General features: G+C 62.4%; 38 protein-coding genes. 7 read left to right on the forward strand and 31 right to left on the reverse strand.

Features of this window, described 5'->3' with window-relative positions; genetic code table 11:
- Positions 1–4: 4 nt before the first annotated feature.
- The 16 genes from rpsK to DXK93_RS07550 form a co-directional block, all read right to left on the reverse strand.
- On the reverse strand, positions 5–406 hold the full coding sequence (gene rpsK / locus DXK93_RS07475; protein ID WP_006216516.1) for a 30S ribosomal protein S11: 402 nt from the start codon (positions 404–406) through the stop codon (positions 5–7).
- Positions 407–421: 15 nt separating this feature from the next.
- Positions 422–787, reverse strand: a complete 366-nt coding sequence (gene rpsM / locus DXK93_RS07480; RefSeq protein WP_008168996.1) for a 30S ribosomal protein S13 — start codon at positions 785–787, stop codon at positions 422–424.
- Between the two features lie 43 nt (positions 788–830).
- Positions 831–944 carry a 50S ribosomal protein L36 gene (rpmJ, locus tag DXK93_RS07485; protein WP_003806928.1) on the reverse strand — a complete coding sequence of 38 codons (114 nt, stop codon included), beginning with the start codon at positions 942–944 and terminating at the stop codon, positions 831–833.
- 34 nt (positions 945–978) lie between these two features.
- Positions 979–1,197, reverse strand: coding sequence for a translation initiation factor IF-1 (gene infA / locus DXK93_RS07490; protein WP_003806927.1), 219 nt, complete (start codon positions 1,195–1,197; stop codon positions 979–981).
- An 8-nt stretch (positions 1,198–1,205) separates the two neighbouring features.
- The gene (gene secY, locus DXK93_RS07495) at positions 1,206–2,531 is read right to left on the reverse strand and encodes a preprotein translocase subunit SecY (protein WP_013397001.1); all 1,326 of its coding nucleotides are present in this window, start codon (positions 2,529–2,531) and stop codon (positions 1,206–1,208) included.
- 14 nt (positions 2,532–2,545) lie between these two features.
- Positions 2,546–2,986 (reverse strand): 50S ribosomal protein L15, encoded by a 441-nt coding sequence (gene rplO / locus DXK93_RS07500; protein ID WP_059379401.1) that lies wholly within the window; start codon positions 2,984–2,986, stop codon positions 2,546–2,548.
- A 9-nt stretch (positions 2,987–2,995) separates the two neighbouring features.
- Positions 2,996–3,181, reverse strand: coding sequence for a 50S ribosomal protein L30 (rpmD, locus tag DXK93_RS07505; protein ID WP_006216520.1), 186 nt, complete (start codon positions 3,179–3,181; stop codon positions 2,996–2,998).
- Between the two features lie 3 nt (positions 3,182–3,184).
- Positions 3,185–3,706 carry a 30S ribosomal protein S5 gene (rpsE, locus tag DXK93_RS07510; RefSeq protein WP_013397003.1) on the reverse strand — a complete coding sequence of 174 codons (522 nt, stop codon included), beginning with the start codon at positions 3,704–3,706 and terminating at the stop codon, positions 3,185–3,187.
- A 15-nt stretch (positions 3,707–3,721) separates the two neighbouring features.
- Positions 3,722–4,087: a 50S ribosomal protein L18 gene (gene rplR / locus DXK93_RS07515; RefSeq protein ID WP_054457260.1), complete on the reverse strand. Its 366-nt coding sequence runs from the start codon at positions 4,085–4,087 to the stop codon at positions 3,722–3,724.
- 21 nt (positions 4,088–4,108) lie between these two features.
- A complete protein-coding gene (gene rplF / locus DXK93_RS07520) occupies positions 4,109–4,642 on the reverse strand; it encodes a 50S ribosomal protein L6 (protein ID WP_054457262.1) in 534 nt (177 codons plus the stop codon).
- A gap of 12 nt (positions 4,643–4,654) precedes the next feature.
- Complete coding sequence (gene rpsH, locus DXK93_RS07525) at positions 4,655–5,050, reverse strand: 30S ribosomal protein S8 (RefSeq protein WP_006216525.1); 396 nt, start codon at positions 5,048–5,050, stop codon at positions 4,655–4,657.
- 10 nt (positions 5,051–5,060) lie between these two features.
- On the reverse strand, positions 5,061–5,366 hold the full coding sequence (rpsN, locus tag DXK93_RS07530; protein ID WP_006216527.1) for a 30S ribosomal protein S14: 306 nt from the start codon (positions 5,364–5,366) through the stop codon (positions 5,061–5,063).
- Between the two features lie 12 nt (positions 5,367–5,378).
- Positions 5,379–5,918 carry a 50S ribosomal protein L5 gene (gene rplE / locus DXK93_RS07535; protein WP_054457265.1) on the reverse strand — a complete coding sequence of 180 codons (540 nt, stop codon included), beginning with the start codon at positions 5,916–5,918 and terminating at the stop codon, positions 5,379–5,381.
- A gap of 12 nt (positions 5,919–5,930) precedes the next feature.
- On the reverse strand, positions 5,931–6,251 hold the full coding sequence (gene rplX, locus DXK93_RS07540; protein WP_006389623.1) for a 50S ribosomal protein L24: 321 nt from the start codon (positions 6,249–6,251) through the stop codon (positions 5,931–5,933).
- Between the two features lie 11 nt (positions 6,252–6,262).
- Positions 6,263–6,631: a 50S ribosomal protein L14 gene (gene rplN, locus DXK93_RS07545; RefSeq protein ID WP_006216531.1), complete on the reverse strand. Its 369-nt coding sequence runs from the start codon at positions 6,629–6,631 to the stop codon at positions 6,263–6,265.
- 353 nt (positions 6,632–6,984) lie between these two features.
- Positions 6,985–7,737, reverse strand: a complete 753-nt coding sequence (locus tag DXK93_RS07550) for an aspartyl/asparaginyl beta-hydroxylase domain-containing protein (RefSeq protein WP_119449746.1) — start codon at positions 7,735–7,737, stop codon at positions 6,985–6,987.
- A gap of 192 nt (positions 7,738–7,929) precedes the next feature.
- On the opposite strand from DXK93_RS07550, the gene DXK93_RS07555 reads away from it, so the two are divergent.
- Complete coding sequence (locus DXK93_RS07555) at positions 7,930–9,357, forward strand: NAD-dependent succinate-semialdehyde dehydrogenase (protein WP_054457266.1); 1,428 nt, start codon at positions 7,930–7,932, stop codon at positions 9,355–9,357.
- Positions 9,358–9,454: 97 nt separating this feature from the next.
- On the opposite strand, the gene DXK93_RS07560 is transcribed toward DXK93_RS07555, so the two are convergent.
- Positions 9,455–10,414, reverse strand: a complete 960-nt coding sequence (locus DXK93_RS07560; protein ID WP_054457269.1) for a helix-turn-helix domain-containing protein — start codon at positions 10,412–10,414, stop codon at positions 9,455–9,457.
- A gap of 168 nt (positions 10,415–10,582) precedes the next feature.
- Here DXK93_RS07560 and DXK93_RS07565 point away from each other — a divergent pair, with 168 nt between their 5' ends.
- The 6 genes from DXK93_RS07565 to DXK93_RS07590 are packed head-to-tail and all read left to right on the forward strand — an operon-like array spanning position 10,583 to position 16,282.
- Positions 10,583–11,479 carry an alpha/beta fold hydrolase gene (locus tag DXK93_RS07565; RefSeq protein WP_054457271.1) on the forward strand — a complete coding sequence of 299 codons (897 nt, stop codon included), beginning with the start codon at positions 10,583–10,585 and terminating at the stop codon, positions 11,477–11,479.
- A 12-nt stretch (positions 11,480–11,491) separates the two neighbouring features.
- Complete coding sequence (locus DXK93_RS07570) at positions 11,492–12,664, forward strand: substrate-binding domain-containing protein (RefSeq protein ID WP_119449747.1); 1,173 nt, start codon at positions 11,492–11,494, stop codon at positions 12,662–12,664.
- 15 nt (positions 12,665–12,679) lie between these two features.
- The gene (locus DXK93_RS07575; protein WP_054457275.1) at positions 12,680–13,450 is read left to right on the forward strand and encodes an ABC transporter ATP-binding protein; all 771 of its coding nucleotides are present in this window, start codon (positions 12,680–12,682) and stop codon (positions 13,448–13,450) included.
- On the forward strand, positions 13,447–14,196 hold the full coding sequence (locus tag DXK93_RS07580; RefSeq protein WP_119449748.1) for an ABC transporter ATP-binding protein: 750 nt from the start codon (positions 13,447–13,449) through the stop codon (positions 14,194–14,196). Before DXK93_RS07575 ends, DXK93_RS07580 begins: the two co-directional genes overlap by 4 nt.
- Positions 14,193–15,203, forward strand: coding sequence for a branched-chain amino acid ABC transporter permease (locus DXK93_RS07585; RefSeq protein WP_054457279.1), 1,011 nt, complete (start codon positions 14,193–14,195; stop codon positions 15,201–15,203). The genes DXK93_RS07580 and DXK93_RS07585 overlap by 4 nt, the downstream gene beginning before the upstream one ends.
- Before the next feature lie 11 nt (positions 15,204–15,214).
- The gene (locus DXK93_RS07590; RefSeq protein ID WP_119449749.1) at positions 15,215–16,282 is read left to right on the forward strand and encodes a branched-chain amino acid ABC transporter permease; all 1,068 of its coding nucleotides are present in this window, start codon (positions 15,215–15,217) and stop codon (positions 16,280–16,282) included.
- 12 nt (positions 16,283–16,294) lie between these two features.
- Here the strand turns inward: DXK93_RS07590 and DXK93_RS07595 are convergent, their stop codons facing one another.
- From DXK93_RS07595 to fusA, 14 genes are all read right to left on the reverse strand, one after another.
- Entirely contained in the window at positions 16,295–16,810 is a 516-nt protein-coding gene (locus DXK93_RS07595; protein WP_119449750.1) for a hypothetical protein, read from the reverse strand.
- A gap of 114 nt (positions 16,811–16,924) precedes the next feature.
- On the reverse strand, positions 16,925–17,206 hold the full coding sequence (rpsQ, locus tag DXK93_RS07600; RefSeq protein WP_006216549.1) for a 30S ribosomal protein S17: 282 nt from the start codon (positions 17,204–17,206) through the stop codon (positions 16,925–16,927).
- A 2-nt stretch (positions 17,207–17,208) separates the two neighbouring features.
- Positions 17,209–17,400, reverse strand: a complete 192-nt coding sequence (rpmC, locus tag DXK93_RS07605; RefSeq protein WP_003806912.1) for a 50S ribosomal protein L29 — start codon at positions 17,398–17,400, stop codon at positions 17,209–17,211.
- An 11-nt stretch (positions 17,401–17,411) separates the two neighbouring features.
- Positions 17,412–17,828, reverse strand: coding sequence for a 50S ribosomal protein L16 (gene rplP, locus DXK93_RS07610; protein WP_029579982.1), 417 nt, complete (start codon positions 17,826–17,828; stop codon positions 17,412–17,414).
- A 2-nt stretch (positions 17,829–17,830) separates the two neighbouring features.
- Positions 17,831–18,625 carry a 30S ribosomal protein S3 gene (rpsC, locus tag DXK93_RS07615; protein WP_042795906.1) on the reverse strand — a complete coding sequence of 265 codons (795 nt, stop codon included), beginning with the start codon at positions 18,623–18,625 and terminating at the stop codon, positions 17,831–17,833.
- Positions 18,626–18,634: 9 nt separating this feature from the next.
- Positions 18,635–18,964 (reverse strand): 50S ribosomal protein L22, encoded by a 330-nt coding sequence (rplV, locus tag DXK93_RS07620; RefSeq protein WP_043541551.1) that lies wholly within the window; start codon positions 18,962–18,964, stop codon positions 18,635–18,637.
- Between the two features lie 3 nt (positions 18,965–18,967).
- Complete coding sequence (rpsS, locus tag DXK93_RS07625) at positions 18,968–19,243, reverse strand: 30S ribosomal protein S19 (RefSeq protein ID WP_006216555.1); 276 nt, start codon at positions 19,241–19,243, stop codon at positions 18,968–18,970.
- Positions 19,244–19,255: 12 nt separating this feature from the next.
- Positions 19,256–20,083: a 50S ribosomal protein L2 gene (gene rplB, locus DXK93_RS07630; protein ID WP_054457285.1), complete on the reverse strand. Its 828-nt coding sequence runs from the start codon at positions 20,081–20,083 to the stop codon at positions 19,256–19,258.
- On the reverse strand, positions 20,084–20,380 hold the full coding sequence (gene rplW, locus DXK93_RS07635; RefSeq protein WP_006216557.1) for a 50S ribosomal protein L23: 297 nt from the start codon (positions 20,378–20,380) through the stop codon (positions 20,084–20,086).
- Complete coding sequence (gene rplD, locus DXK93_RS07640; protein WP_013397019.1) at positions 20,377–20,997, reverse strand: 50S ribosomal protein L4; 621 nt, start codon at positions 20,995–20,997, stop codon at positions 20,377–20,379. The genes rplW and rplD overlap by 4 nt, the downstream gene beginning before the upstream one ends.
- Before the next feature lie 4 nt (positions 20,998–21,001).
- Complete coding sequence (gene rplC / locus DXK93_RS07645) at positions 21,002–21,691, reverse strand: 50S ribosomal protein L3 (RefSeq protein ID WP_008168945.1); 690 nt, start codon at positions 21,689–21,691, stop codon at positions 21,002–21,004.
- A gap of 447 nt (positions 21,692–22,138) precedes the next feature.
- Positions 22,139–22,450, reverse strand: a complete 312-nt coding sequence (rpsJ, locus tag DXK93_RS07650; RefSeq protein WP_003806903.1) for a 30S ribosomal protein S10 — start codon at positions 22,448–22,450, stop codon at positions 22,139–22,141.
- Positions 22,451–22,525: 75 nt separating this feature from the next.
- The gene (gene tuf / locus DXK93_RS07655; protein ID WP_119449751.1) at positions 22,526–23,716 is read right to left on the reverse strand and encodes an elongation factor Tu; all 1,191 of its coding nucleotides are present in this window, start codon (positions 23,714–23,716) and stop codon (positions 22,526–22,528) included.
- Between the two features lie 76 nt (positions 23,717–23,792).
- A complete protein-coding gene (gene fusA, locus DXK93_RS07660) occupies positions 23,793–25,895 on the reverse strand; it encodes an elongation factor G (RefSeq protein WP_054459383.1) in 2,103 nt (700 codons plus the stop codon).
- Between the last annotated feature and the right edge of the window lie 3 nt (positions 25,896–25,898).

Consider the following 25,898-nt stretch of genomic DNA (forward strand, 5'->3'; position numbering starts at 1 on the left):
CCCTTTAGATACGACGACGCTTCGGCGGACGGCAGCCGTTGTGCGGAACGGGCGTGATGTCGGCGATGGACGAAATCTTGATGCCCAGCGCGTTCAGAGCGCGGACCGACGATTCGCGGCCAGGGCCGGGGCCCTTGATGCGCACTTCCAGCGTCTTGATGCCGTACTCCAGCGCAACGCGGCCAGCCGTTTCAGCAGCGACCTGCGCGGCGAACGGGGTCGACTTGCGCGAACCCTTGAAGCCAGCACCGCCCGACGTGGCCCACGACAGCGCGTTGCCCTGACGATCGGTGATGGTGATGATGGTGTTGTTGAACGACGCGTGAACGTGCGCGATGCCGTCCGAGACGTTCTTCTTGACCTTTTTGCGCACGCGCGAAGCGCCGCTGGTGGAAGCTTTCGCCATAATCCAGTTCCTCGATTATTTCTTCAGGGACGCAGCAGCACGACGCGGGCCCTTACGGGTGCGGGCGTTGGTGCGAGTGCGCTGGCCGCGCACGGGCAAACCGCGCTTGTGACGCATGCCGCGGTAGGTTCCCAGGTCGATCAAACGCTTGATCGAGAGCTGTACTTCACGACGCAGGTCGCCTTCAACCGTGAACAAACCAACATGTTCGCGGACGCGTTCCAATTCAGCGTCGCTCAGATCCTTGACCTTTTTGTCAAAGGGTACGTTTGCCGCTTCGCAAATCTTGCGAGCGCGCGTACGACCGATGCCAAAAATGGCGGTCAGGCCGATCTCGGCGTGCTGTTGCGGCGGAATGTTAATGCCAGCAATACGGGCCATGACTGTTCCTTGAATAAATCCGTTGCGTAGTCGCTAACCCGAGTTAGCCTTGACGCTGCTTGTGACGCGGGTCGGTGCAGATAACGCGCACCACGCCGTGACGTTTGATAACTTTGCAGTTGCGGCAGATCCGCTTAACCGATGCCATTACTTTCATGGTTGACTCCTAATTTTCCGTAATCCGGTTCCGCTCATTTGGAGCGGAAAACTATCCTGGCTCGCGTCAGGTCATAGGGCGTGAGCTCCACTGTGACCTTGTCACCCGGCAGGATCCGGATGTAATGCATACGCATCTTGCCGGAAATATGGCCCAACACCACGTGGCCGTTTTCGAGCTTGACGCGAAATGTCGCGTTCGGGAGGTTCTCAAGAACCTCACCTTGCATCTGAATGACGTCGTCCTTGGACATTCTTTTGCTTACCGCATCGGCAAACCCGCGCCCTTGAAGTTAGCCTTCTTGAGCAACGAGTCGTACTGGTGAGACATCATGTAGGCCTGAACCTGCGCCATGAAATCCATCGTCACCACCACAATAATCAACAGGGACGTACCACCGAAGTAGAAAGGAACGTTCCAGCGCATCACCAAGAATTCCGGCAACAGGCACACCAACGTGATGTAGATGGCACCTGCGAGCGTCAGACGCATCAGGATCTTGTCGATGTAGCGCGCTGTTTGTTCGCCCGGACGGATGCCCGGAACAAACGCACCACTCTTCTTCAGGTTGTCCGCCGTTTCGCGGCTGTTGAACACCAGAGCCGTGTAGAAAAAGCAGAAGAAAATAATCGCGACCGAGTACAGCGTGATGTAGAGCGGTTGACGAGGCGACAGGGCCGCAGCCAGGTCGCTAAGCCAGCGCATGTTCTCACTGCTGGAGAACCAGCTCGTGATCGTGGCCGGGAACAGAATGATCGACGATGCGAAGATCGGCGGAATCACCCCTGCCATGTTCAGCTTCAGCGGCAAATGCGAGCTTTGACCACCGTAGACCTTGTTGCCGACCTGACGCTTGGCGTAGTTCACCGTGATCTTGCGCTGTCCGCGTTCCACGAACACCACAAAAGCGGTAACCAGCACCACCAGAGCCACGATGAACAGTGCCGAAAGCACGGACATCGAGTTGGTGCGGACCAGGTCCAACAGTGCAGCCAGCGCCGCGGGCAGACCCGCAACGATACCTGCGAAGATCAGGATGGAAATCCCGTTGCCCAGACCACGTTCCGTGATTTGCTCACCCAGCCACATGACGAACATGGTGCCGGTGACCAAGGTCACGACGGTCGTAAAGCGGAACAGCATGCCCGGATCGATCACCAGTCCCTGCTGGGACTCCAACGCTACCGAAATGCCCACAGCCTGCACCAGCGCCAGCACGACCGTGCCGTAGCGGGTGTATTGGGTGATCTTCCGACGGCCGGCTTCGCCCTCTTTCTTGAGCGATTCCAGCGACGGCACCACCACAGACATAAGCTGCATGATGATGGATGCCGAAATGTACGGCATGATCCCCAGGGCAAAAATCGAGAAGCGCGAGAGCGCCCCGCCCGAGAACATGTTGAACAGGCCCAGGATCCCGCCCTGGTTCTGACGGAACAAGTCCGCCAGCGCATCCGGGTTGATGCCCGGCACGGGGATGTGTGTACCCAAACGGTAAACCACCAGGGCGAGCACCAGGAACACGAGGCGGCGCTTCAGATCGCCGTACCGTGCTCCGGTTTTGCCCAATGCCTGCGCGTTAGCCACTCGTCACCTCGTGATCAAGCAAGCGAGCCGCCCGCGGCTTCGATGGCGGCGCGAGCGCCGGCCGTCGCGGTAATGCCCTTGAGCACGACCTTGCGCGAGAGTTCACCCGACTTGATGACCTTGGCGAAACGAACCGCCTGGCCAATCACGCCAGCGGCCTTCAGCACTTGCACGTCGACTTCGTCGATGGGCAGGGCTTGCAGGTCCGACAGACGGACTTCGGCGTACAGGTGCTGACCGAGCGGGGTGAAACCACGCTTGGGCAGGCGACGCTGCAGCGGCATTTGACCGCCTTCGAAGCCAACCTTATGGAAACCGCCCGAACGCGACTTCTGACCCTTGTGACCACGGCCGGCGGTCTTACCCAGACCCGAACCGATGCCACGGCCGACGCGGCGCTTGGCGTGCTTGCTGCCCTCAGCGGGCTTCAGCGAATTAAGTTGCATATCCGACATGGTGATTCCTTAGGCTTCCGAGACGGAAACGAGATAATCCACCTTACGGATCATCCCACGCACCTCGGGCGTATCGACCAGCACGCGGCTGCTGTTGATACGGCCCAAGCCCAAACCGCGAACCGTGTCACGGTGCGATTGCTTGGTACCGATCACCGAGCGCACGAGGGTCACTTTGATCTGCTTCTGAGCCATGATTTACCCCAGGATTTCTTCGACCGACTTGCCGCGCTTGGCAGCAACATCAGCCGGGGTCATGGAGGCGCGCAGGCCGTTCAACGTGGCGCGAACCATGTTGTAGGGGTTGCTCGAGCCCAGGCTCTTGGCAACCACGTTACGCACACCCATCACATCAAAAATAGCGCGCATCGGGCCGCCGGCGATAACGCCGGTACCTTCAGCAGCGGGCGAGATCAGCACGGTAGCGGCGCCATGCTTGCCAACCACGGTGTGGTGCAGCGTGCCGTTCTTCAGAGCGACCTTGAACATGCCGCGACGGGCCTGTTCCATAGCCTTCTGAACGGACACCGGCACTTCACGCGCCTTGCCCTTACCCATGCCGATGCGGCCATCGCCATCGCCAACCACGGTCAGCGCGGCAAAGCTCATGGTGCGACCACCCTTGACCACTTTGCTCACGCGGTTGACCGCGATCATCTTTTCGCGGAGGCCGTCATCGTTCTCTTTTTCCGCGGCGTTCTTGCCTTGTACTTTAGCCATTTGACAGATCCTCGCTTAGAACTTCAGGCCGGCTTCACGCGCGGCATCGGCCAGCGCTTTCACGCGGCCATGGTAACGAAAGCCCGAGCGATCGAAAGCGACCAGTTCAATACCGGCAGCCTTGGCCTTTTCGGCCACGCGCTTGCCGACCAGCGACGCAGCGGCTTTGTTGCCGCCCTGACCGGACTGGCCGGACAGTTGCGCGCGCACTTCGGCTTCGACCGTCGAGGCGCTGACCAAAACGCGATCGCCTTCCGGCGAAATGATGTTGGCGTAGATGTGCTGGTTCGAGCGGAAAATCGAGAGGCGATGAACGCGCAGCTCGTTGATCTTCCGGCGGGTCGGAACCGCACGACGCAAACGGGAAACTTTTTTGTCCATGATTCGTCCTTGCGTGCGCCGTTATTTCTTCTTGGTTTCTTTGATGACGACGCGTTCGTCCGAGTAACGCACGCCCTTGCCCTTGTAGGGTTCGGGTTCGCGGTACGCGCGGATTTCAGCGGCCATCTGACCGACGACTTGCTTGTTGGCGCCCTTGATGACGATTTCCGTCTGGGTCGGGCACTCGGCCTTGATGCCGGCCGGCAACTGGTGCAAAACGTCGTGCGAGAAACCGAGCTGCAGCTTAACGGCGTCGCCTTGGATCGATGCGCGGTAACCCACGCCGACCAGGGTCAGCTTGCGCTCGAAGCCCTTGCTCACGCCCGTGACCATGTTGGCCACCAGAGCGCGCACGGTACCCGACATGGCGTTGGCGTGACGGCTGTCGTTGGCGGCGGCAAACGTGAGCTTGCCGTTGTCCAACGCAATCGTGACGTCGCCGGTCAGGGCTTGGGTCAGGGAGCCCAGCGGGCCCTTGACGGTGATCTGATCCTGCTGGATGTTGGCTTCAACACCCTTGGGCAGTTCGACCGGATACTTAGCGATACGTGACATTCGAATTTCTCCTTAGGCCACGTAGCACAGCACTTCGCCGCCGACGCCGTTGGCGCGAGCCTTACGGTCGGTCATGACGCCGCGCGAGGTCGAAACGATAGCCACGCCCAGGCCGTTCATGACCTGAGGAATGCTGGTACGGCCCTTGTAGATACGCAGACCGGGGCGCGAAACGCGTTCGATGCGCTCGATGACCGGACGGCCAGCGTAGTACTTCAGGGTGATCTCGAGCTCAGGCTTGGCCTGGGTGCCCTTGATTTCAAAGCTGTCGATGTAGCCTTCGTCCTTCAGCACAGCGGCAATGGCCGCCTTCAGCTTCGAGGAGGGCATGCTCACCGTAACTTTGTCCACTTGCTGCGCATTGCGAATGCGGGTCAGCATATCGGCGATGGGATCGCTCATGCTCATATTGTTTCTCCTACCAGCTGGCCTTGGTGATGCCGGGGATTTCACCCTTCATCGCCATTTCACGCAGTTTGTGGCGCGTCAGGCCGAACTTGCGGAACACGCCGCGCGGACGACCGGTGACCACGCAACGGTTACGTTGACGCGTCGGGTTGGCATTGCGCGGCAGCTGTTGCAGCTTGAGCCGAGCTTGGTAACGTTCTTCGTCGGTCTTCGACTGGTCGTCGATGATCGCCTTCAACTCAGCGCGCTTGGCGGCGAACTTGTCAGCCAGCTTGGCGCGCTTGATGTCGCGATTGATGAGGGAAAGTTTAGCCACGTCATCAGCCCCTTAGTTACGGAACGGGAAGCTGAAGGCCGTCAACAGCGCCTTGGCTTCTTCGTCGGTCTTCGCGGTGGTGGTGATGCTGATGTTCAGCCCACGCAGCGCGTCGATCTTGTCGTACTCGATTTCGGGGAAAATGATCTGCTCTTTCACCCCGATGTTGTAGTTGCCACGGCCGTCGAACGCACGACCCGAGATGCCGCGGAAGTCGCGCACGCGAGGCAGCGCAACCGCCACCAGGCGATCCAGGAATTCGTACATGCGTTGACCGCGCAGCGTGACCATGCAACCGATCGGGTAGTTTTCGCGGATCTTGAACCCGGCGATAGCCTTCTTGGTCTTCGTCACGACGGGCTTCTGGCCGGCGATCTTGGTCAGGTCGCCAACAGCGTGCTCGATGACTTTCTTGTCCGACACCGCTTCCGACACACCCATGTTCAGGGTGATCTTGGTGATGCGCGGCACTTCCATCGTGCTCTTGTAGCCAAACTTGGCTTGCAGGTCGGCAGCGACCTTGCTCTTGTAGAGATCTTGCAAACGAGACATGTCTATCGCCCCTTACGCCTTGGCGCCGACAACGGCACCATTGGAACGGAACACGCGAACCTTGCGGCCTTCGACTTCTTGCACGCCGACGCGATCGCCACGGCCGGTGGCCGGGTTGAACAGCGCGACGTTCGAGATGTGAATCGGCATGGTCTTTTCGACAATCCCGCCCGGGTTGTTAGCCATCGGGTTGGCTTTCACGTGCTTCTTGACGACGTTGACGCCTTCGACCAGAACGTGGTCGGCATCGACGCGCGCCAGCACGGTACCGCGACGCTTCTTGTCGCGGCCGGTCAGGACGATGACTTCGTCGCCTTTACGAATGTTGTTCATCGTAGGGCTCCTTACAGCACTTCCGGGGCCAACGACACGATCTTCATGAACTTCTCGGTACGCAGTTCACGCGTAACGGGTCCGAAGATGCGGGTGCCGATGGGCTCCAGCTTGGCGTTGAGCAACACGGCGGCATTGCCACCGAAACGAATCAGCGAACCGTCTTTACGGCGCACGCCCTTGGCGGTACGAACCACCACGGCATTGTAAATTTCGCCTTTCTTGACGCGTCCGCGCGGAGCCGCATCTTTGACGCTCACCTTGATGATGTCGCCGATACCGGCATAACGGCGCTTGGAGCCACCGAGCACCTTAATGCACATGACATGACGCGCACCAGTGTTATCGGCCACATCCAGCGTGGTCTGCATTTGGATCATGATTTTTCCTGTTCCAACTTAACTGGAAATACGGTTTTCCCAACAAGGGAACACTGCAATTCCTGCCAGTTTTGGTCCCGTCAGGTCTGCCGCCCTGCTTTTGTGTTGGCATGTCTGGAGCTTTCGCCCTACTCACGCAACTGGTTGGCAACGCAACGACCCTGGGTTGAAATCCTGCGGGTATTCCCCCAACACGTCGGGCTAACCTGCATAGGCGCGGGCCAACTCGATCGACAATCTGGGAAAGCTGATAATTCTAACGTGGTTAATTTTTGAGCGCAAGCACTTTGTGTGGATAACCCACAAAAGCCACGCTTTCCCCTTGACCGGGGTGAACCGAGGCTATCCGCCCCCTATTTCTGGCGGTAGTAGCCCTTCTCCCAGGCATCGTGGTTGGCCTTGCCGCGACGGATTTCGTCCGTGAAGGGGGCAGCCATGAGCACCAGGCGGTTGAGCCATTTTACCGGAGCGCGGCAGGGACGCTCGAAGTCCACGAAGAGCACGGCGCGCAGTCCGGCGGTGTCGTTGTGGACCTGGTGCGGGTACAGGTCGTCGAACACCACCGCCCGCCCTTCGCGCCAACTGTAACGCTCGCCCCCGACCTCGATCCAGCATTGCTCGGCCGGTTCGGGTACCACCAGCCCCAGGTGCAGGCGCAGGACGCCGTTGTACGGCCCCGTGTGCAGGGGGATGCGCTTGCCGGCCTCCAGGATGGAGAAGAACGCCGTGCGGATGCCCGGGATTCCCTGCAGCGCCCGGGCGGTCGCCGGGCAGCGCGCCAGATTGCGCTCGGAGCGCAGGCCGTAGCCCATGAAGACGAAAGTCTTCCATTGGTCGTCCGAGGTGATCTGGCCCACGTCGGGAGAAATTTCATGGAAGGCGGGCAGGTGCTGGCGTTCGGAGAGCAGGCCTGCCAGCTCAGCGCGGATGGCGGGCGCCTGGGCCTCGAGCGCGGCGACCCAGGAAAACTGGCCATTGTCGAAAATGGGACGGTCGCCGACCAGCGAGGCCTGGGCGATCCGGTTGCGCAACCAGTCTATGAAACGGAAAAAGGTGCGCGAGTAGAAACTGGGCTTGCTGGGCGGACGCGCATCGAGGGGTTGCACAATAGGTAGCCGGATAGACAGCCAAAGATGCACCATTTTGTCCATGCCGGCGCGGGCACGCAAGACTTGCGCCAGCAGATTGGCTCCAAGGCGCCGCCGGGCATTGGCCCTCCCCGCCGCGGACAAGCTGGTTTAGACTGGCGTGGGCGACAGTGATCGCTATCCACTCCTATTTCGCAAGGGAAGACAGGCATGTATGAACAGTTGGCGCTGTATATCGACGGCGAATTCGTCGCCGGAGAGGGCAGGCGCACCCAGGACGTCATCAACCCGGCCACGCTGGAAGTTCTCGGCCAGTTGCCCCACGCCACCGAAGCGGATCTGGATCGCGCGCTAGCCGCCGCCCAGCGCGCGTTCGAGTCGTGGAAGAAATCCTCTCCCATGGACCGCTCGGCCATCCTGCGCAAGGTTGCGACGCTGTCGCGCGAACGCGCCCAGGAAATCGGCCGCAACATGACGCTGGACCAGGGCAAGCCGCTGGCCGAAGCCGTGGGCGAAGTCACCTCCTGCGCCGAACACGCCGACTGGCACGCCGAGGAATGCCGCCGCATCTACGGCCGCGTGGTCCCGCCGCGCAATCCTGACGTGCGCCAGATCGTGGTGCGCGAACCCATCGGCGTCTGCGCCGCGTTCACGCCCTGGAACTTCCCGTACAACCAGGCCATCCGCAAGATCGCCGCCGCCATCGGCGCCGGCTGCACGGTAGTGCTGAAGGGTCCCGAGGACTCGCCCAGCGCCGTCATGGCCATTGCGCGCATGTTCCACGACGCCGGCCTGCCCAAGGGCTGCCTGAACATCGTCTGGGGCGAACCCGCCAAGATCTCCGACTACCTGATCCGCTCGCCCATCGTGCGCAAGGTGTCGTTCACCGGCTCCGTGCCGGTGGGCAAGCAGCTGGCCGCGCTGGCCGGCGCCCACATGAAGCGCGTCACCATGGAACTGGGCGGCCACTCGCCCGTGCTGGTGTTCGACGACGCCGACATCGACCGCGCCGCCACCATGCTGGCCAAGTTCAAGGTCCGCAACGCCGGCCAGGTGTGCGTGTCGCCGACCCGCTTCTATGTCCAGAACGGCGCCTACGAGCAGTTCCTCGCGCGCTTCTCCGAAGTGCTGAAGAACATCAAGGTCGGCGACGGCCTGGAAGCCGGCACCGACATGGGCCCGCTGGCGCACGAGCGCCGCGTCCCCGCCATGAGCGCCTTCATCGACGACGCCAAGAAGCACGGCGGCAAGGTGGTGGTCGGCGGCGGCCCGCTGGACCGCAAGGGCTTCTTCTTCGCCCCCACGGTCGTGACCGAAGTGCCCGACAACTCCATGCTGATGACCGAGGAGCCCTTCGGCCCGGTCGCGCCGGTGGTCCGTTTCACGGATACCGATGAAGTGCTGCGCCGCGCGAACAGCCTGCCCTTCGGCCTGTCGTCCTACGTGTTCACGAACTCGCTGCAGACGGCCACCAAGGTCTCCAACGGCCTTGAGGCCGGCATGGTCAACATCAACCACTTCGGCAGCGCCCTGGCCGAGACGCCCTTCGGCGGCATCAAGGACAGCGGCATCGGCAGCGAAGGCGGTCTGGAAACGTTCGACGGCTACCTGGTCACGAAGTTCATCACGCACATCTGACCTGGCAGTGACAACAAAGCCCCGCAGGATTTCTGCGGGGCTTTTTTTTGCCTCATGCCTGGAGAACCGGGCCGGGATGTCCGCGGCAGAAGGCCGCTCAGGAACTTGCCCGCAAATCGCGCGGCGTCATGCCAAAGCGGCGCTTGAACAGTCGGCTGAAATGCGAGGGGTGCGAGAAACCCACCTGATAGGCCAGTTCGGCAATGCTGCGGTGGCTGTGCTGCGGGCTCAACAAAAGCTCGCGGCACTTGTCGAGCCGCTGGTCGAAGATGAAGGATTCCACCGACAGGCCGCCCGCGCGCAGGATGCGATGCAGATAGGCCACCGACAAGCCGCAGCCCTGAGCCACCTGCTGCGGCGACAACGCGGGATCCGCCAGATGCTGGCGGATGTAGGCCAGCACGCGCTGCCGATGCGCCAGCGTGACGCTGCTGTCCGACTCCGATGCATGCCCCTGCCCTGATTGCACCAGAAACAGCACGATCAGGTCGATCAGGCGCTCGCCCAGTTCCGCCGCCTCGACATCCGACCAGCCGTCCACGCCTTTGAACAAGTGGTCCATGTAGCTGGCCAGCAAAGCGCCGCGCGGCGAACCGTCGTCGACGCGCAGCTTGTAGAAGGCGCCGACGCGGGAATCGCGCTGCAATAGCGCGCTGCGCGGAAAAGACACGCTCAGGCTGCGGTACCCCGCAGCGCCCTGTGCCGTGGCCTGGTAGGGCAGGCTCTGGTTCATCAGATAGACGCAGCCGGGTTCGACCTGGAACTCCCGCCCCTGCTGCTGCACAACCAGAGGTCCCGCCAGCGGCAGGCCGAAGGTATAGAACTCCTGATCCAGGCGCGACACGTTGCCGGCGGTGCGCTCCAGCTTCTGTCCCTGGTAATGGAGGTCGTTGAACTGCAGGCTGCCCCGCCGCGCGTAGCGCACATGTCCGGCGAAATTGTCGGGCCGGCCGCCATGCACCTCGAAGGGACCGAACGCGTGCGACAACGCCGCGCGCCATTCGTCGCGCCGGTCAGCGCCAGCGCTGGCCGAAATGGCGAATTCCGTATCGGACATGGTTCGGTCTCCTTGGACGCCTGCGCCGCGGCCGGGCGCTCGTGATCCTGCGTCTACATATTCTTGACTCACCCTGCTGCGGGGTGTCCGGCGCCTTGAAGGCGCGCTTGGCGCAAGTCTATATTCAGCCCGATAAGCACACAACCTGGACAACCCGGGAGGAGACTCATGGCACCAGCGCCCGCACCAGCCGGCCGCCACGCGCCGGCTTCGCGCTATCTGCGCTGCGCAGGCCGCGAGCTGCATTACACCGAATGGGGCGCCGCGGACGCGCCCCCCGTCATCATGTGGCATGGCCTGGCCCGCACTGGCCGCGACTTCGACGACCTGGCGCAGGCGCTGGCGGACGACTACCGCATCATCTGCCCGGACGCGATCGGCCGCGGCCTGTCGCAATGGAGCCCCGACCCGGTCGCCGAGTACCAGCTCGACTTCTATGCAACGCTGGCCCGCGCCCTGGCGGACGGGCTGTCGCTGGATCGCGTGCGCTGGGTGGGGACGTCCATGGGCGGCGCCACCGGCATGCACGCTGCCGCCACGACCCTGCGCGACCGGATCTCGCACCTGGTCGTCAATGACATCGGGCCCGAACTGCCGCAGGCCGCCATCGACCGCATCGTGGCCTATGTCGGCGCGCCGCCGGCCTTCGATACGGTCACCGAACTCGAAGCCTGGCTGCGCGTCGCCTATAAGCCCTACGGCTGGCAGAGCGACGAGCAATGGCGCCGTATGGCAGAAACATCCGTGCGCCGGCTGCCGGACGGCCGGATCACCCTGCACTACGATCCGGCCATCGTCGGCCAGTTCAGCAACCACCCGCGGGACTACGACCGCTGGAATGGTTACGACTCGCTGCGCATGCCGCTGCTGTTGCTGCGCGGCGCCGATTCGGACCTGCTGCTGCCCGAAGTCGCCGACGCCATGACCCGCCGCGGGCCGCGCGCGCAGCGCATCGACTTCCCCGATTGCGGCCACGCCCCTGCTCTCAATGTCGCTGCGCAGATCGACGCCATCCGCCAGTTCCTTGCCACGCCGGACCACACGGCGGCTGACCGCCCCCAATAACAGGAGATACCCATGAAACGCGTCCTGCTCGCCGCGCTCGCCGGCCTCTGCATGAATTCCGCCATCGCGGCGAAAGACTTCGTCGTCGCCCATGTCTACGACAAAACCGGCCCCCTGGAGGCCTACGCCAAGCAAACCCAGAACGGCCTGATGCTGGGGCTGGAATATGCAACGCAAGGCACCATGACGGTCGCCGGGCGCAAGATCCGCGTGATCGAAAAGGACAACCAGGGCAAGCCCGACGTGGCGCGCGCGCAGTTGGCCTCGGCCTACGCGGACGACAACGCCGACATCGCCGTCGGCCCCACCTCTTCCGGCGTCGCGCTGGCGATGCTGCCCATCGCCGAGGAGTACGAAAAGATCCTGCTGGTCGAACCCGCGGTGGCGGATTCGATCACGGGCGACAAGTGGAACAAGTACATCTTCCGCACCGGCCGCAATTCGTCGCAGGACGCCATCGCCAACGCGGTCGCCTTCGACCAGGCCGGCACCTCGATCGCCATGCTGGCGCAGGACTACGCCTTCGGCCGCGACGGCGTGAAGGCGTTCAAAGGCGCCTTGAAGAACGCCAAGATCGTGCACGAGGAATACCTGCCCGCCAACGCCACCGACTTCACCGCCGGCGCGCAGCGCCTGTTCGATGCGTTGAAGGACAAGCCGGGCCGCAAGATCATCTTCATCCTGTGGGCGGGCGCGGGCAACCCGTTCAAGATCGCCGACCTGGACCCCAAGCGCTTCGGCATCGAGATCGCCACGGGCGGCAACACGCTGGCCGCGATGACGCCGCTGAAGTCGCTGGCGGGCATGGAAGGCGCCACCTATTACTACTACGGCATCCCCAAGAATCCGATCAACGACTGGCTGGTGGCGGAACACCAGAAGCGCTACGGCCAGCCGCCGGACTTCTTCACCGCAGGTGGCATGGCCTCGGGCATCGCCATCGCCACCGCGCTGGCCAAGACCAAGGGCGACTCCGATACCGACACGCTGATCAAGGCCATGGAAGGCATGAGCTTCGAGACGCCCAAGGGCAAGATGACCTTCCGCCCCGAGGACCACCAGGCCATGCAGTCCATGTACCACTTCCGCATCAAGAACGATCCGTCGGTGCCGTGGGCCGTGCAGGATCTGGTCAAGGAAATCACGCCGGACCAGATGTCGGTGCCAATCCAGAACAAACGCTGAGCGCGTAGCCCATCCATGCTGGAAACCCAATCGCTCACGATCCGTTTCGGCGGACACGTGGCGGTCAATGAAGTCAGCTGCAGCTTTGCGCCTGGCACCCTGACCGCCATAGTCGGCCCAAACGGCGCGGGCAAGACCACCTACTTCAACCTTATTTCCGGGCAGCTGCGCGCCAGCGCCGGGACGGTGCGCCTGAACGGGCGCGACCTGACCCCGCTGGCCGCCCCCGCGCGCATGCATGCGGGACTGGGGCGTGCCTTTCAGCTGACCCAGCTGTTCCCGCGCCTGAGCGTGCATGAGAACGTGCGCCTGGCCCTGCAATCGCGCCAGCAAGGCATGAGCTGGCGCCAGATCCGGTTCTGGCGCACCTGGAGCGACGACCGGGGCCTGATCGAACGCGCCGACGCGCTGCTGGAACGCACCCGCCTGTCCGCGCGCCGTGACCAGCCTGCCGCCGACTTGCCGCACGGCGACCAGCGCAAGCTGGAGATCGCCATGCTGATCGCGCTGGAGCCGCAGGTTTTCATGTTCGACGAACCGACGGCAGGCATGAGCGTGGACGACGTGCCCGTCGTGCTGGACCTGATCCGCGAACTCAAGAACGATCCGACGAAAACGATTCTGCTTGTGGAGCACAAGATGGACGTGGTGCGCGAACTGGCGGACCGCATCGTGGTGCTGCACAACGGCCAGCTGATGGCCGACGGCGACCCGGCGGCGGTGATCGCCTCGCCCATCGTGCAGCAGGCCTATCTGGGCGTGAGCCCGGCGGAGAAGGCGGCATGACGCAGGCGTTGCTGGAATTGAAGAACGTGCACACCCACATCGGTGCGTACCACATCCTGCACGGCGTGGACCTGGCGGTCGCGCCGGCGGCCGTGACCATGCTGCTGGGCCGCAACGGCGCCGGCAAGACCACCACGCTGCGCACCATCATGGGATTGTGGCGCGCATCGCAAGGCCAGGTGAGCTTTGACGGCACGCCCGTCGGCGGCCCGGGCACGCGCACCTCGCCGCCCGACATGGCGCGCATGGGCATGGCTTACGTGCCCGAAAGCATGGGCATCTTCGCCGACCTGTCCGTGAAGGAGAACATCCTGCTCGCGGCGCGCCAGGCCAGGAACGCCAGCCAGCTGGATACGGCGCGGCTGGAATGGATTTTCGGGTTCTTTCCGGCATTGAAGAAGTTCTGGCTACATCCCGCCGGCAAGCTGTCGGGCGGTCAAAAGCAGATGCTGGCCGTGGCGCGCGCCATCATCGAGCCGCGCCGGCTGCTGCTGGTGGATGAGCCCAGCAAAGGCCTGGCGCCCGCCATCATCCAGAACATGATCGACGCCTTCATTGAACTGAAGCAGGCGTCCACCACCATCCTGCTGGTCGAGCAGAACTTCAACTTCGCGCGCCTGGTCGGCGATCACGTCGCCGTGATGGACAACGGCCGCGTCGTCCATGCAGGCGGCATGGCCGAACTGGCCGCGGACGATGAACTACAGACGCGCCTCTTGGGCCTGTCGCTGGGAAGCCATCAATGAGCACGCTCGAACTCGATACCCCGCTGCCGCGCGTGCGCGCGGACCTGCGCCCCGTGCTGCTGGTGGTCGCACTGGCCGCACTTGCCCTGCCCCTGGTGGGTTCCTTCTCCACCTGGGTCACCCTGACCCTGGCGGGGCTGGCCATGGGCATGATCATCTTCATCGTGGCCTCGGGCATGACGCTGGTCTTCGGCCTGATGGACGTGTTGAACTTCGGCCACGGCCTGTTCATCGCAATCGGCGCGTACATGGCCGCAACCGTGCTGGGCTCCATGGCCGACTGGACCCAGTCGGGCAGCTTGTGGATCAACCTGGGCGCGGTGCTGCCCGCCATGATCGTCGGCATGCTGGTCGCGGGCGCAGTGGGCCTGGCGTTCGAACGCGTCATCGTGCGGCCTGTCTACGGCCAGCATCTGAAGCAGATCCTCATCACCATGGGCGGCATGATCATCGGCGAGGAGATCATCAAGATGCTGTGGGGTCCGCAGACGATTTCCCTACCGCTGCCCGAGGCGCTGCGCGGCGCATTCCTGCTGGGCGATGCCGCCATCGAGAAGTTCCGCATTGTCGCCCTGCTGACGGGGCTGCTGGTGCTGGCCGGCATGCTGTGGCTGCTCAACCGAACCAAGCTGGGCCTTCTGATCCGCGCTGGCGTCGAGGACCGCGAGATGGTGGAAAGCCTGGGCTACCGCATCCGTCATCTGTTCGTCGGCGTGTTCGTGGCCGGCTCGATGCTGGCGGGACTGGGCGGCGTGCTATGGGGCATGTACCAGCAATCGGTCGTGCCGCAGCTGGGCGCGCAGGTCAACGTGCTGATCTTCATCGTCATCATGATCGGCGGCCTGGGCTCCACTGTGGGCTGCCTGATCGGCGCGCTGCTGGTGGGGCTGATGGCCAACTACACCGGCTTCCTGCTGCCCAAGGCCGCCCTGTTCTCGAACATCGCGCTGATGGTCGCCATCTTGCTGTGGCGTCCCCAAGGCGTGTACCCGGTCACGAATCGCTAGGAACCGCCGACATGTCCGTACGCCTGCTTTCCGGCGATCCTCCGCGCAGCACGCTGCTGGCCCTGGCGCTTATCGCCATCGTGGCCCTGCTTACCGCCGCACCCTTCCTCTTTCCCGGTCCCAAGTCGCTGGCGGTGGCCGCGAAGATCCTGGTGTTCGTGATCCTGGTCGCGAGCTATGACTTGCTGCTGGGCTACACCGGCATCGTCAGCTTTGCGCACACCATGTTCTTCGGCATCGGCGCGTATGGCGTGGCGATCGCCAGCATCCGCATGGAACCGGGCTGGACCGCGGTGTTCGCAGGCCTGGGCGGCGGCCTGGTGGTATCGCTTGCGTTCGCCTTGCTGATCGGCCTGGCCAGCCTGCGCGTGCGCGCGATCTTCTACGCCATGATCACCCTGGCCGTCGCTGCGGCGTTCCAGACGCTGGTGTCGCAATTGTCCGATCTGACGGGTGGCGAGGATGGGCTGAACTTCAAGGTGCCGCAGATGCTGCGGCCGGCCTTCCGGCCTTTCTCGGAGCAGATCTTCGGCGTGACGGTGGACGGCCGCGTCATCACCTACTACCTGATCGCAGCGGTCTGCGTGGTGCTGTTCCTGCTGTTGCTGCGCATCGTGAATTCGCCCTTCGGCCGGGTGTTGCAAGCCATACGCGAGAACCCGTTCCGCGCCGAAGCCATCGGCTACCGCACGGTGCTTTACCGCAGCCTGTCCAATCTGCTGGCGGCCGCCTTCGCCACGCTTGCGGGCGCCATGTACGCGCTCTGGCTGCGCTACAACGGCCCGGATACCTCGCTGTCGTTCGAGATCATGCTCAACATTCTGCTGATGCTGGTGATCGGCGGGATGGGCACCATGTACGGCGCCGTGGTGGGCGCAAGCCTGTTCGTGTTCGCGCAGAGCTATCTGCAAGATGGGCTCCACGTGATCCACGACGCGGTGTCGGGCGTGGCGCCGTTGGCGCTGCTGTTCGAGCCAGACCGGTGGCTGTTGTGGCTGGGAATCCTGTTCGTGGTGTCGGTCTATTACTTCCCGACGGGAATCGCGGGGCGGTTGCGGGAACTGGCGCGGCGCCCTTGACGGGGCCGGCCCTCAGCGGCCACGCTGCCCCAACGCATCGGCCTCGCGCCGCAATCCGTCGACGCGCCGCTGCATGTCATCCAGGCTGCGGCGCGTGTCCTGGGCGCCGCGGTCCAGCTGCGAACCGGACGGGGTCGGCGTCAGAGCCGGCATGGTCATGTCGCCGCCCGGCTTCAATGGAATCATCGTCGGTGGATGCGATCCGGCCGCAGGCTTCTCGCTGAAGAGCTTCTCCAGCATCCGCATCTGTTCCCTGCGTTCCCCGATGGCCCGATCCTGGTCCATCAAGGCCTGCTCATTCGAGTCTTCAGTGCCGAAGATCGCCGCGTGATCGCGCGACAGGCCGTCCATGCGTACCCTGGCGTCGGGACCGGCGTCGAGCAAGGCGCGGCCCTGGGCTGCAGGATCCTGCGCCGGCGATGGCTGCTGTCCCGACGGCGCGGCAGTCTGAGCGGCGGCCGGCAGCGCCGCCATCCATGCGCAAGCCATCAACAAGCCAAACCGCGCCGCATTCATGAAACCGCGCATGATGTCCTGATTCCTGAGTTCGAAGCAAAAGGTCCGGGCGAAAAAAAACGGCAAGGGTTTGATCCCTTGCCGTCTTATATCAGAACGGCGCGCCGTTCCGATGTACTGCTTTACTTAGATGATACGTGCGGCTTCAACCAGACGCACCACGCGCCACGACTTCGAGCGCGAGATGGGACGGCCTTCAGCGATTTCAACCGTATCGCCTTCGTTGTACTGGTTCGATTCATCGTGCGCCTTGTACTTCGCGGAACGCATGATGATCTTGCCGAAGATGGGGTGCTTGACGCGGCGCTCAACGAGCACGACGACAGTCTTGTCCATCTTGTTGCTGACGACCTTGCCAACCAGCGTGCGCTGGCGCTTGGCCACTTGGGTGTTTTGAGTTTCGCTCATCTTTATTTCCCTGCCTTCTCGGTCAGCAAGGTACGAACGCGCGCGATGTCGCGACGCACGTTGCGCAGCTGGCTGGTGTTGGCCAGTTGCTGCGTGGCCTTCTGCATGCGCAGACCGAATTGTGCCTTCAGCAGGCTTTCGAGCTCTTTGCCGAGCTCGGCGGCATCTTTCGAACGGAGTTCGCTAGCTTTCATGTTAGTACTCCTTAAGCACCGATATGACGCGCGACGAACGTGGTCGAAATCGGCAGCTTGGCAGCGGCCAGGCGGAAAGCTTCACGCGCGAGCTCTTCGCTAACCCCTTCCATTTCGTAGAGCACCTTGCCGGGCTGAATTTCAGCAACCCAGTACTCCGGGTTGCCCTTACCGTTACCCATACGGACTTCGGCAGGCTTCTGCGAGATGGGCTTATCCGGGAAAATGCGAATCCAGATACGGCCGCCACGCTTGATGTGACGATTGATGGCACGACGAGCAGCTTCGATCTGGCGAGCGGTCAGACGGCCACGGCCGGTGGCCTTCAGACCGAATTCGCCGAACGACACGTTGGTACCACGGGTCGCCAGACCGGTGTTGCGGCCCTTCTGCTCTTTGCGATACTTTCTGCGAGAGGGTTGCAGCATGGTTATTCTCCTTCAGGCGCCGGAGCAGCGTCCGCCTTGCGGGGACCACCACGACCACGACCACCCGGACGACCGGTGCGAGCACCGTCCGGACGATCACCACGCGGAGCGCGGCGCGGACGACGTTCTTCTTCGCGCGGGGCAGCGGTTTCCGGCGGCAATTCGCCGTTGGCCAGCATGTCGCCCTTGTAGACCCAGACCTTGATGCCGATCACGCCATAGGTCGTGTGGGCTTCGGAGGTGCCGTAGTCGATGTTGGCCTTCAGGGTGTGCAGCGGCACACGGCCTTCGCGATACCACTCGGTGCGAGCAATTTCGATACCGTTCAGACGGCCCGAGCTCATGATCTTGATGCCTTGGGCACCCAGACGCATGGCGTTCTGCATCGCGCGCTTCATGGCGCGACGGAACATGATGCGCTTCTCGAGCTGTTGCGAGATCGAGTCGGCGATCAGTTGAGCATCGGTTTCCGGCTTGCGGATTTCTTCGATGTTGACGTGCACAGGCACGCCCATCAGACGCTGCAGATCAGCCTTCAGGCTTTCGATGTCTTCGCCGCGCTTGCCGATCACCACGCCCGGACGAGCCGAGTAGACGGTGATGCGGGCATTCTTGGCGGGACGCTCGATGATCACGCGACCGACGGAGGCGCTCTTGAGCTTCTTCTTCAGGTACTCGCGAACGCGAATGTCTTCGGCCAGCATCGAGCCGAAGGCCTTGTCGTCGGCGAACCAACGCGAGGACCAATTACGGGTGACCGCGAGACGGAACCCAGTGGGGTGAATTTTCTGACCCATCGTGACTCCTTAAGCTCCGACCTTGACCGTGATGTGGCAGGTCTGCTTCTCGATACGGTTGCCGCGGCCCTTGGCGCGAGCGGAGAAGCGCTTCATCGACTGAGCCTTGTCCACGAAGATCGTGGTGACTTTCAGTTCGTCGATGTCGGCGCCGTCATTGTGCTCGGCGTTGGCGATGGCGGATTCGACAGCCTTCTTCAGGATGGCGGCCGCCTTCTTCGGCGAGAAGGTGAGGATGTTCAGCGCTTGCGAGACGGACTTGCCGCGGATCAGGTCCGCAACCAGTCGGGTCTTTTGAGCGGAGATGTGAACCCCACGGATAATGGCAGTAGTTTCCATCGCTTACCTCTTCGCCTTCTTGTCCGCGGCGTGACCCTTGAACGTACGGGTCAGCGCGAACTCGCCCAGCTTGTGACCGACCATGTTCTCGTTGATGTAAACGGGAACGTGCTGCTTGCCGTTGTGCACAGCGATCGTCAGACCGATGAACTCGGGCAGGATCGTGGAGCGACGCGACCAGGTCTTGATCGGCTTCTTGTCTTTGCCCGCGACGGCCGTGTCCACCTTTTTGATCAGGTGAGCATCGACAAACGGGCCTTTCTTGATCGAACGTGACATAGTGTTCGCCTCTTACTTGCGCTTGCGCCGTTGGACGATCATATTGTTCGTCCGCTTGTTGCGACGGGTCTTGTAACCCTTCGCCGGAGTGCCCCACGGGCTGACCGGTTCGCGTGCTTCGCCGGTACGGCCTTCGCCGCCACCGTGCGGGTGATCCACCGGGTTCATGGCAACGCCACGAACCGTCGGGCGGACACCGCGCCAACGCATTGCACCGGCCTTGCCGATTTGGCGCAGGCTGTGTTCTTCGTTACCGACTTCACCGATGGTGGCGCGGCATTCGATGTGCACACGGCGGACTTCACCCGAGCGCAGACGCACTTGAGCGTAGATGCCTTCGCGAGCCAGCAGGACGGCGGAAGCGCCGGCCGAACGGACCATCTGGGCACCCTTGCCAGGCAGCATTTCGACGCAGTGAATCGTCGTACCCACCGGGATGTTGCGGATCGGCAGCGTGTTGCCAGCGCGGATCGGGGCTTCGACGCCCGACAGCAGCGTGGCGCCAACTTCCAGACCGCGCGGAGCGATGATGTAGCGACGTTCGCCGTCGGCGTAGCACAGCAGAGCGATGTGCGCCGTACGGTTGGGGTCATATTCCAGACGCTCGACCTTTGCCGGGATGCCATCCTTGTCGCGACGGAAGTCGACGACGCGGTAGTGCTGCTTGTGGCCACCGCCACGATGACGGATCGTGATGTGACCGTTGTTGTTACGGCCAGAACCACGGGTCTTCTTTTCCAGCAGCGGCGCGTAGGGCTCACCCTTGTGCAGGTTCGGGCTGACAACCTTCACCATGCCACGGCGGCCAGCCGAAGTCGGCTTAACTTTTACGAGGGCCATTTACTTCACCTCCGCAAAGTCGATTTCCTGGCCGTCCTTGAGCGACACGTAAGCCTTGCGCTCATTGCGACGACGGCCAACGAATCGGCCAAAGCGCTTGACTTTGCCCTTACGGTTGAGGACCTGCACGGACTCGACCTGCACCTTGAAGAGCAGTTCGACGGCAGCCTTGATTTCCGGCTTGGTAGCGTCAGCCACGACACGGAAAGCGACTTGCTGATTCTTCTCGGCAACGAAGGTGGCCTTTTCGGTCACGATCGGGGCCAGAATGACTTGCATCAAGCGTTCAGCGTTCATCCCAGCATCTCCTCGAGTTGAGCGATGGCCGGCTTGGTGATCAGCACTTTCTTGTAGTGGACCAGCGACAACGGATCGGCATAACGGGGCTCGACAACAGCAACGTGCGGCAGGTTGCGGGTGGCGAGGTAAACATTTTCATCAACGCTGTCGGTGATGATCAGGACCGAGTCCAGGCCCAGGCTCTTCAGCTTGGCAGCTGCGTCCTTGGTCTTGGGCGATGCCAGATCAAACGATTCGACGACGGCGATGCGGTCTTCGCGAGCGAGCTGCGACAGGATCGAACGGATCCCGGCGCGGTACATCTTCTTGTTGACCTTCTGGCTGAAGTTCTCTTCGGGCGAGTTCGGGAAAATCCGACCACCGCCACGCCACAGCGGCGACGAAGTCATACCGGCGCGAGCGCGGCCGGTACCCTTCTGGCGCCAGGGCTTCTTGGTCGAGTGCTTGACTTCAGTGCGATCCTTCTGAGCGCGGTTACCCGAACGGGCGTTGGCTTGGAAAGCCACCACGATCTGATGAATCAGCGCTTCGTTGAAGTCACGGCCGAAGATGGTGTCCGGTGCGCTGAACGTAGCAGCGGCCTGACCTTGGTCGTTCAGGAGCTTGAGATCCATTTACTTACGCTCCCTTCTTGGCCGGGGCCTTGATGGCCGGGCGCACGACGATGTCGGCGCCAGCGTGGCCGGGGACAGCGCCCTTGACCAGCAGCAGGCCGCGCTCAACGTCAACGCGAACGACGTCGAGGTTTTGAACGGTGCGGGTGACATCACCCAGGTGACCGGCCATGCGCTTACCCGGGAAAATACGGCCCGGATCTTGAGCTTGACCAATCGAGCCCGGGACGCGGTGCGAACGGGAGTTACCGTGCGACGCGCGCTGCGAACCGAAGTTGTGACGCTTGATGGTACCGGCGAAGCCTTTACCAATGGTGGTGCCCGTGACGTCGACCTGTTGGCCGGCTTCGAACACCGATTCCACGGCGATCACGGAACCGGCCGCAAATTCAGCGGCGCGAGCGGGATCAAGGCGGAATTCTTTGAGGATGCTACCGGCTTCAGCGCCGGCTTTGGCGTAGTGGCCCGTTTGCGGCTGAGCCACACGCGAGGCACGACGAGTGCCATAAGCCACTTGGATCGCGGCGTAGCCGTCGGTTTCCAGCGACTTAACTTGGGTCACGCGGTTGTTCGACACGTCCAGCACGGTCACCGGGATGGATTCACCTTCCTCGGTAAAAATGCGGGTCATGCCGACCTTGCGACCCACCAGCCCCAGCCGGTGAGCGGCGGGCGTGGGTGTCGAATTCGACATCGTTTTCTCCATTCCCGACTGCGATTGGTCGGGGCTAATCAGGCAAAAGGTAACGGCCTTTGCCCTACGACTATGTTCAACCTGGTACGAATTCCGGCGGGGGCCGCCTTTCTTTTTCCCATAGTTGCTCTTGCCACAAAATGGCAAGCTTCGCATATTAGCACGTTTTTTCCAGTGGACACAAGCACTTAGCGCGCTTCGGCTCCACTGCAAAGGGCAAATTCACCACAGCCAGCATAAGCAGACCGCCTTGGCGGCGTTGGCTGGGGCTGAATCCGGTAGTGAGCGCCTGCTAACAAAATCCGGAAGGAAACGTTTGGGCGCCCTGCCCGCCCGGAACCGGGCGTCGCGCTCAGCGGTTCCAAAACAAAATGGCCGCACTCCCGAGGGATGCGGCCATTTTTATTTCGTGCCTGCCGGCGAAGGTAGCAGGCCCGAAGCGCTTTATTACTGCAGCGCGATTTCGACGTCGACGCCGGCCGGCAGGTCCAGACGCATCAGAGCGTCAACGGTCTTGTCGGTGGGATCAACGATGTCCATCAGGCGCTGGTGCGTACGGATTTCGAACTGGTCGCGCGACGTCTTGTTGACGTGCGGCGAGCGCAGGACGTCGTAGCGACGGATACGCGTGGGCAGCGGCACCGGACCGCGGACAACTGCGCCGGTACGCTTGGCGGTATCGACGATTTCAGCGGCCGATTGATCGATCAGCTTGTAATCGAAGGCTTTCAAGCGGATACGGATCTTTTGGTTTTTCATGGCGTTTCCTAAAGAACGAGAGGCGAAGGCGACGAGGCCGCCCTCGCTGGTTGTGTGCTGCTTAAGTGATCCGAATTACTTCAGGATCTTGGCGACGACGCCGGCGCCGACGGTACGACCGCCTTCACGGATGGCGAAACGCAGGCCTTCTTCCATGGCGATGGGGGCCAGCAGCTTGACCGTCATGGCCACGTTGTCGCCCGGCAGAACCATTTCCTTGTCGGCCGGCAGTTCGATCGTGCCCGTCACGTCCGTCGTGCGGAAGTAGAACTGGGGACGATAGCCTTGGAAGAACGGGGTGTGACGGCCGCCTTCTTCCTTGGACAGGATGTACACCTCGGAGGTGAAGTCGGTGTGCGGGGTGATCGAGCCCGGCTTGGCCAGAACTTGGCCGCGCTGGACGTCTTCACGCTTGGTGCCGCGCAGCAGGATGCCCACGTTGTCGCCGGCTTGACCTTGGTCCAGCAGCTTGCGGAACATTTCCACGCCCGTGCAGGTCGTCTTGACCGTCGGAACGATACCGACGATTTCGAGTTCTTCGCCGACCTTGATCACGCCGCGTTCGATACGGCCGGTCACCACGGTGCCGCGACCCGAGATCGAGAACACGTCTTCAACCGGCATCAGGAACGTGCCGTCCACGGCGCGCTCGGGCGTCGGGATGTACGAATCCAGCGCAGCGGCCAGAGCCATGATGGCCTGTTCGCCCAGTTCGCCCTTGTCGCCTTCCAGCGCCAGCTTGGCCGAACCCTTCACGATCGGGGTGTCGTCGCCCGGGAAGTCGTACTTCGACAGCAGTTCGCGGACTTCCATTTCCACCAGCTCGAGCAGCTCGGCGTCGTCAACCATGTCAGCCTTGTTCAGGAAGACGATGATGTACGGCACGCCAACCTGGCGCGACAGCAGGATGTGTTCGCGGGTTTGCGGCATCGGGCCGTCAGCGGCCGACACGACCAGGATCGCGCCGTCCATTTGCGCGGCGCCCGTGATCATGTTCTTCACATAGTCAGCGTGGCCCGGGCAGTCAACGTGCGCGTAGTGACGCGCTTCCGTTTCGTACTCGACGTGAGCCGTGTTGATCGTGATGCCGCGAGCCTTTTCTTCAGGAGTCGCGTCGATCTGGTCGTAGCCCTTGGCTTCGCCGCCGAACTTGTTCGACAGAACGGTCGTGATGGCCGCCGTCAGGGTGGTCTTGCCGTGGTCAACGTGGCCGATGGTGCCGACGTTCACGTGCGGCTTGGTGCGTTCAAACTTGCCTTTTGCCATGATCTCTATCCTTTGACTTTCAAGGAAATTTCGATATTTGCCGCGCCGCCTTTTGGGCGGACGCGGCGAGGGTTATTTACTTGGCCCGAGCGGCGATGACTTCGTCAGCGACGTTCTTGGGAGCCTCGGAGTAATGCTTGAATTCCATCGTGTACGTGGCACGACCTTGCGTCAGCGAACGCAGGTTCGTGGCGTAACCGAACATCTCGGCCAGCGGAACTTCGGCCTTGATGGTCTTGCCGCCGCCAACCATGTCGTCCATGCCCTGAACCATGCCGCGACGCGAGGACAGATCGCCCATCACGGTGCCAGCGTAGTCTTCAGGCGTTTCGACTTCAACGGCCATCATCGGTTCCAGCAGCACGGGGCTGGCCTTGCGCAGACCTTCCTTGAATGCCATGGAGCCGGCCATCTTGAACGCGTTTTCGTTCGAGTCCACGTCGTGGTACGAACCGAAGAACAGCGTGACCTTGACGTCGACGATCGGGTAGCCAGCCAACACGCCCGAAGGCAGCGTTTCCTGGATGCCCTTGTCCACCGCGGGGATGTATTCGCGAGGAACCACACCGCCCTTGATGGCGTCCACGAATTCGTAGCCACCGCCAGGAGCCAACGGCTCGACCTTCAGAACCACGTGACCGTACTGACCGCGACCGCCCGACTGCTTGACGAACTTGCCTTCAACTTCGTCGCAGGTCTTGCGGATGGTTTCGCGGTAAGCCACCTGCGGCTTGCCGACGTTCGCTTCCACGCCGAATTCGCGCTTCATGCGGTCAACCAGAATTTCCAGGTGCAGTTCGCCCATGCCGGAAATGATGGTCTGGCCGGATTCTTCGTCGCTGCGCACGCGGAACGACGGATCTTCCTGCGCCAGGCGCGACAGCGCCAGGCCCATCTTTTCCTGGTCAGCCTTGGACTTGGGTTCCACGGCCTGCGAAATCACGGGCTCGGGGAACTCCATGCGCTCCAGCGTCACGTGCGAATCGACATCGCACAGCGTTTCGCCGGTGGTCACGTCCTTCAGGCCCACGACGGCGGCGATGTCGCCAGCCAGAACTTCCTTGATTTCCTCGCGGTTGTTCGCGTGCATCTGCAGAATGCGGCCGATACGCTCCTTCTTGCCCTTGATCGGGTTGAACACGGTGTCGCCCGACTTCAGGACGCCCGAGTACACGCGGACAAAGGTCAATTGGCCGACGAACGGGTCGGTCATCAGCTTGAACGCCAGCGACGAGAACTTCTCGCCGTCGTCAGCTTGACGCAGGACTTCGTTGCCGTTGTCATCGGTGCCTTCGACCGGCGGAATATCCACGGGCGACGGCAGGTAGTCGATGACGGCGTCGAGCATGCGCTGCACGCCCTTGTTCTTGAAGGCGGTGCCGCACAGCATCGGCTGGATTTCGCCGGCGATGGTGCGCTGACGGATGGCCAGGTTGATCTCGGCTTCTTCCAGCGAACCGGTCTCGAGGTACTTGTTCATCAGTTCCTCGGACGACTCGGCGGCAGCTTCGACCAGCTTTTCGCGCCATTCTTCAGCCGCGCCTTGCAGTTCGGCCGGAATGTCTTCGTAGTCGAACTTGATGCCTTGGCTGGCTTCGTCCCAGATGATCGCCTTCATCTTGACCAGGTCGATCACGCCCTTGAACGTGTCTTCGGCGCCGATGGGGATCACGACGGGGACGGGGTTCGCGCGCAGGCGGTTCTTCAGCTGGTCATAGACCTTGAAGAAGTTGGCGCCGGTGCGGTCCATCTTGTTGACGAAGGCCAGACGCGGCACGCCGTACTTGTTGGCTTGGCGCCACACGGTTTCGGACTGGGGCTGAACACCGCCCACCGCGCAGTAGACCATGCAAGCACCGTCCAGGACGCGCATGGAACGTTCCACCTCAATGGTGAAGTCCACGTGTCCCGGGGTGTCGATGATGTTGATGCGGTGTTCGGGATAGTTCTTGGCCATGCCACGCCAAAACGCCGTCGTAGCAGCCGACGTAATGGTGATGCCACGCTCTTGCTCTTGTTCCATCCAGTCCATGGTGGCTGCGCCATCATGCACTTCGCCAATCTTGTGATTGACGCCGGTGTAGAACAGGATACGTTCGGTCGTGGTGGTTTTCCCTGCATCGATGTGCGCAGAGATACCAATGTTGCGATAGCGCTCGATCGGGGTTTTGCGGGCCATGGT

Source organism: Achromobacter sp. K91 (assembly GCF_003576205.1).
Taxonomy (GTDB): Bacteria; Pseudomonadota; Gammaproteobacteria; order Burkholderiales; family Burkholderiaceae_B; genus Achromobacter; species Achromobacter aegrifaciens.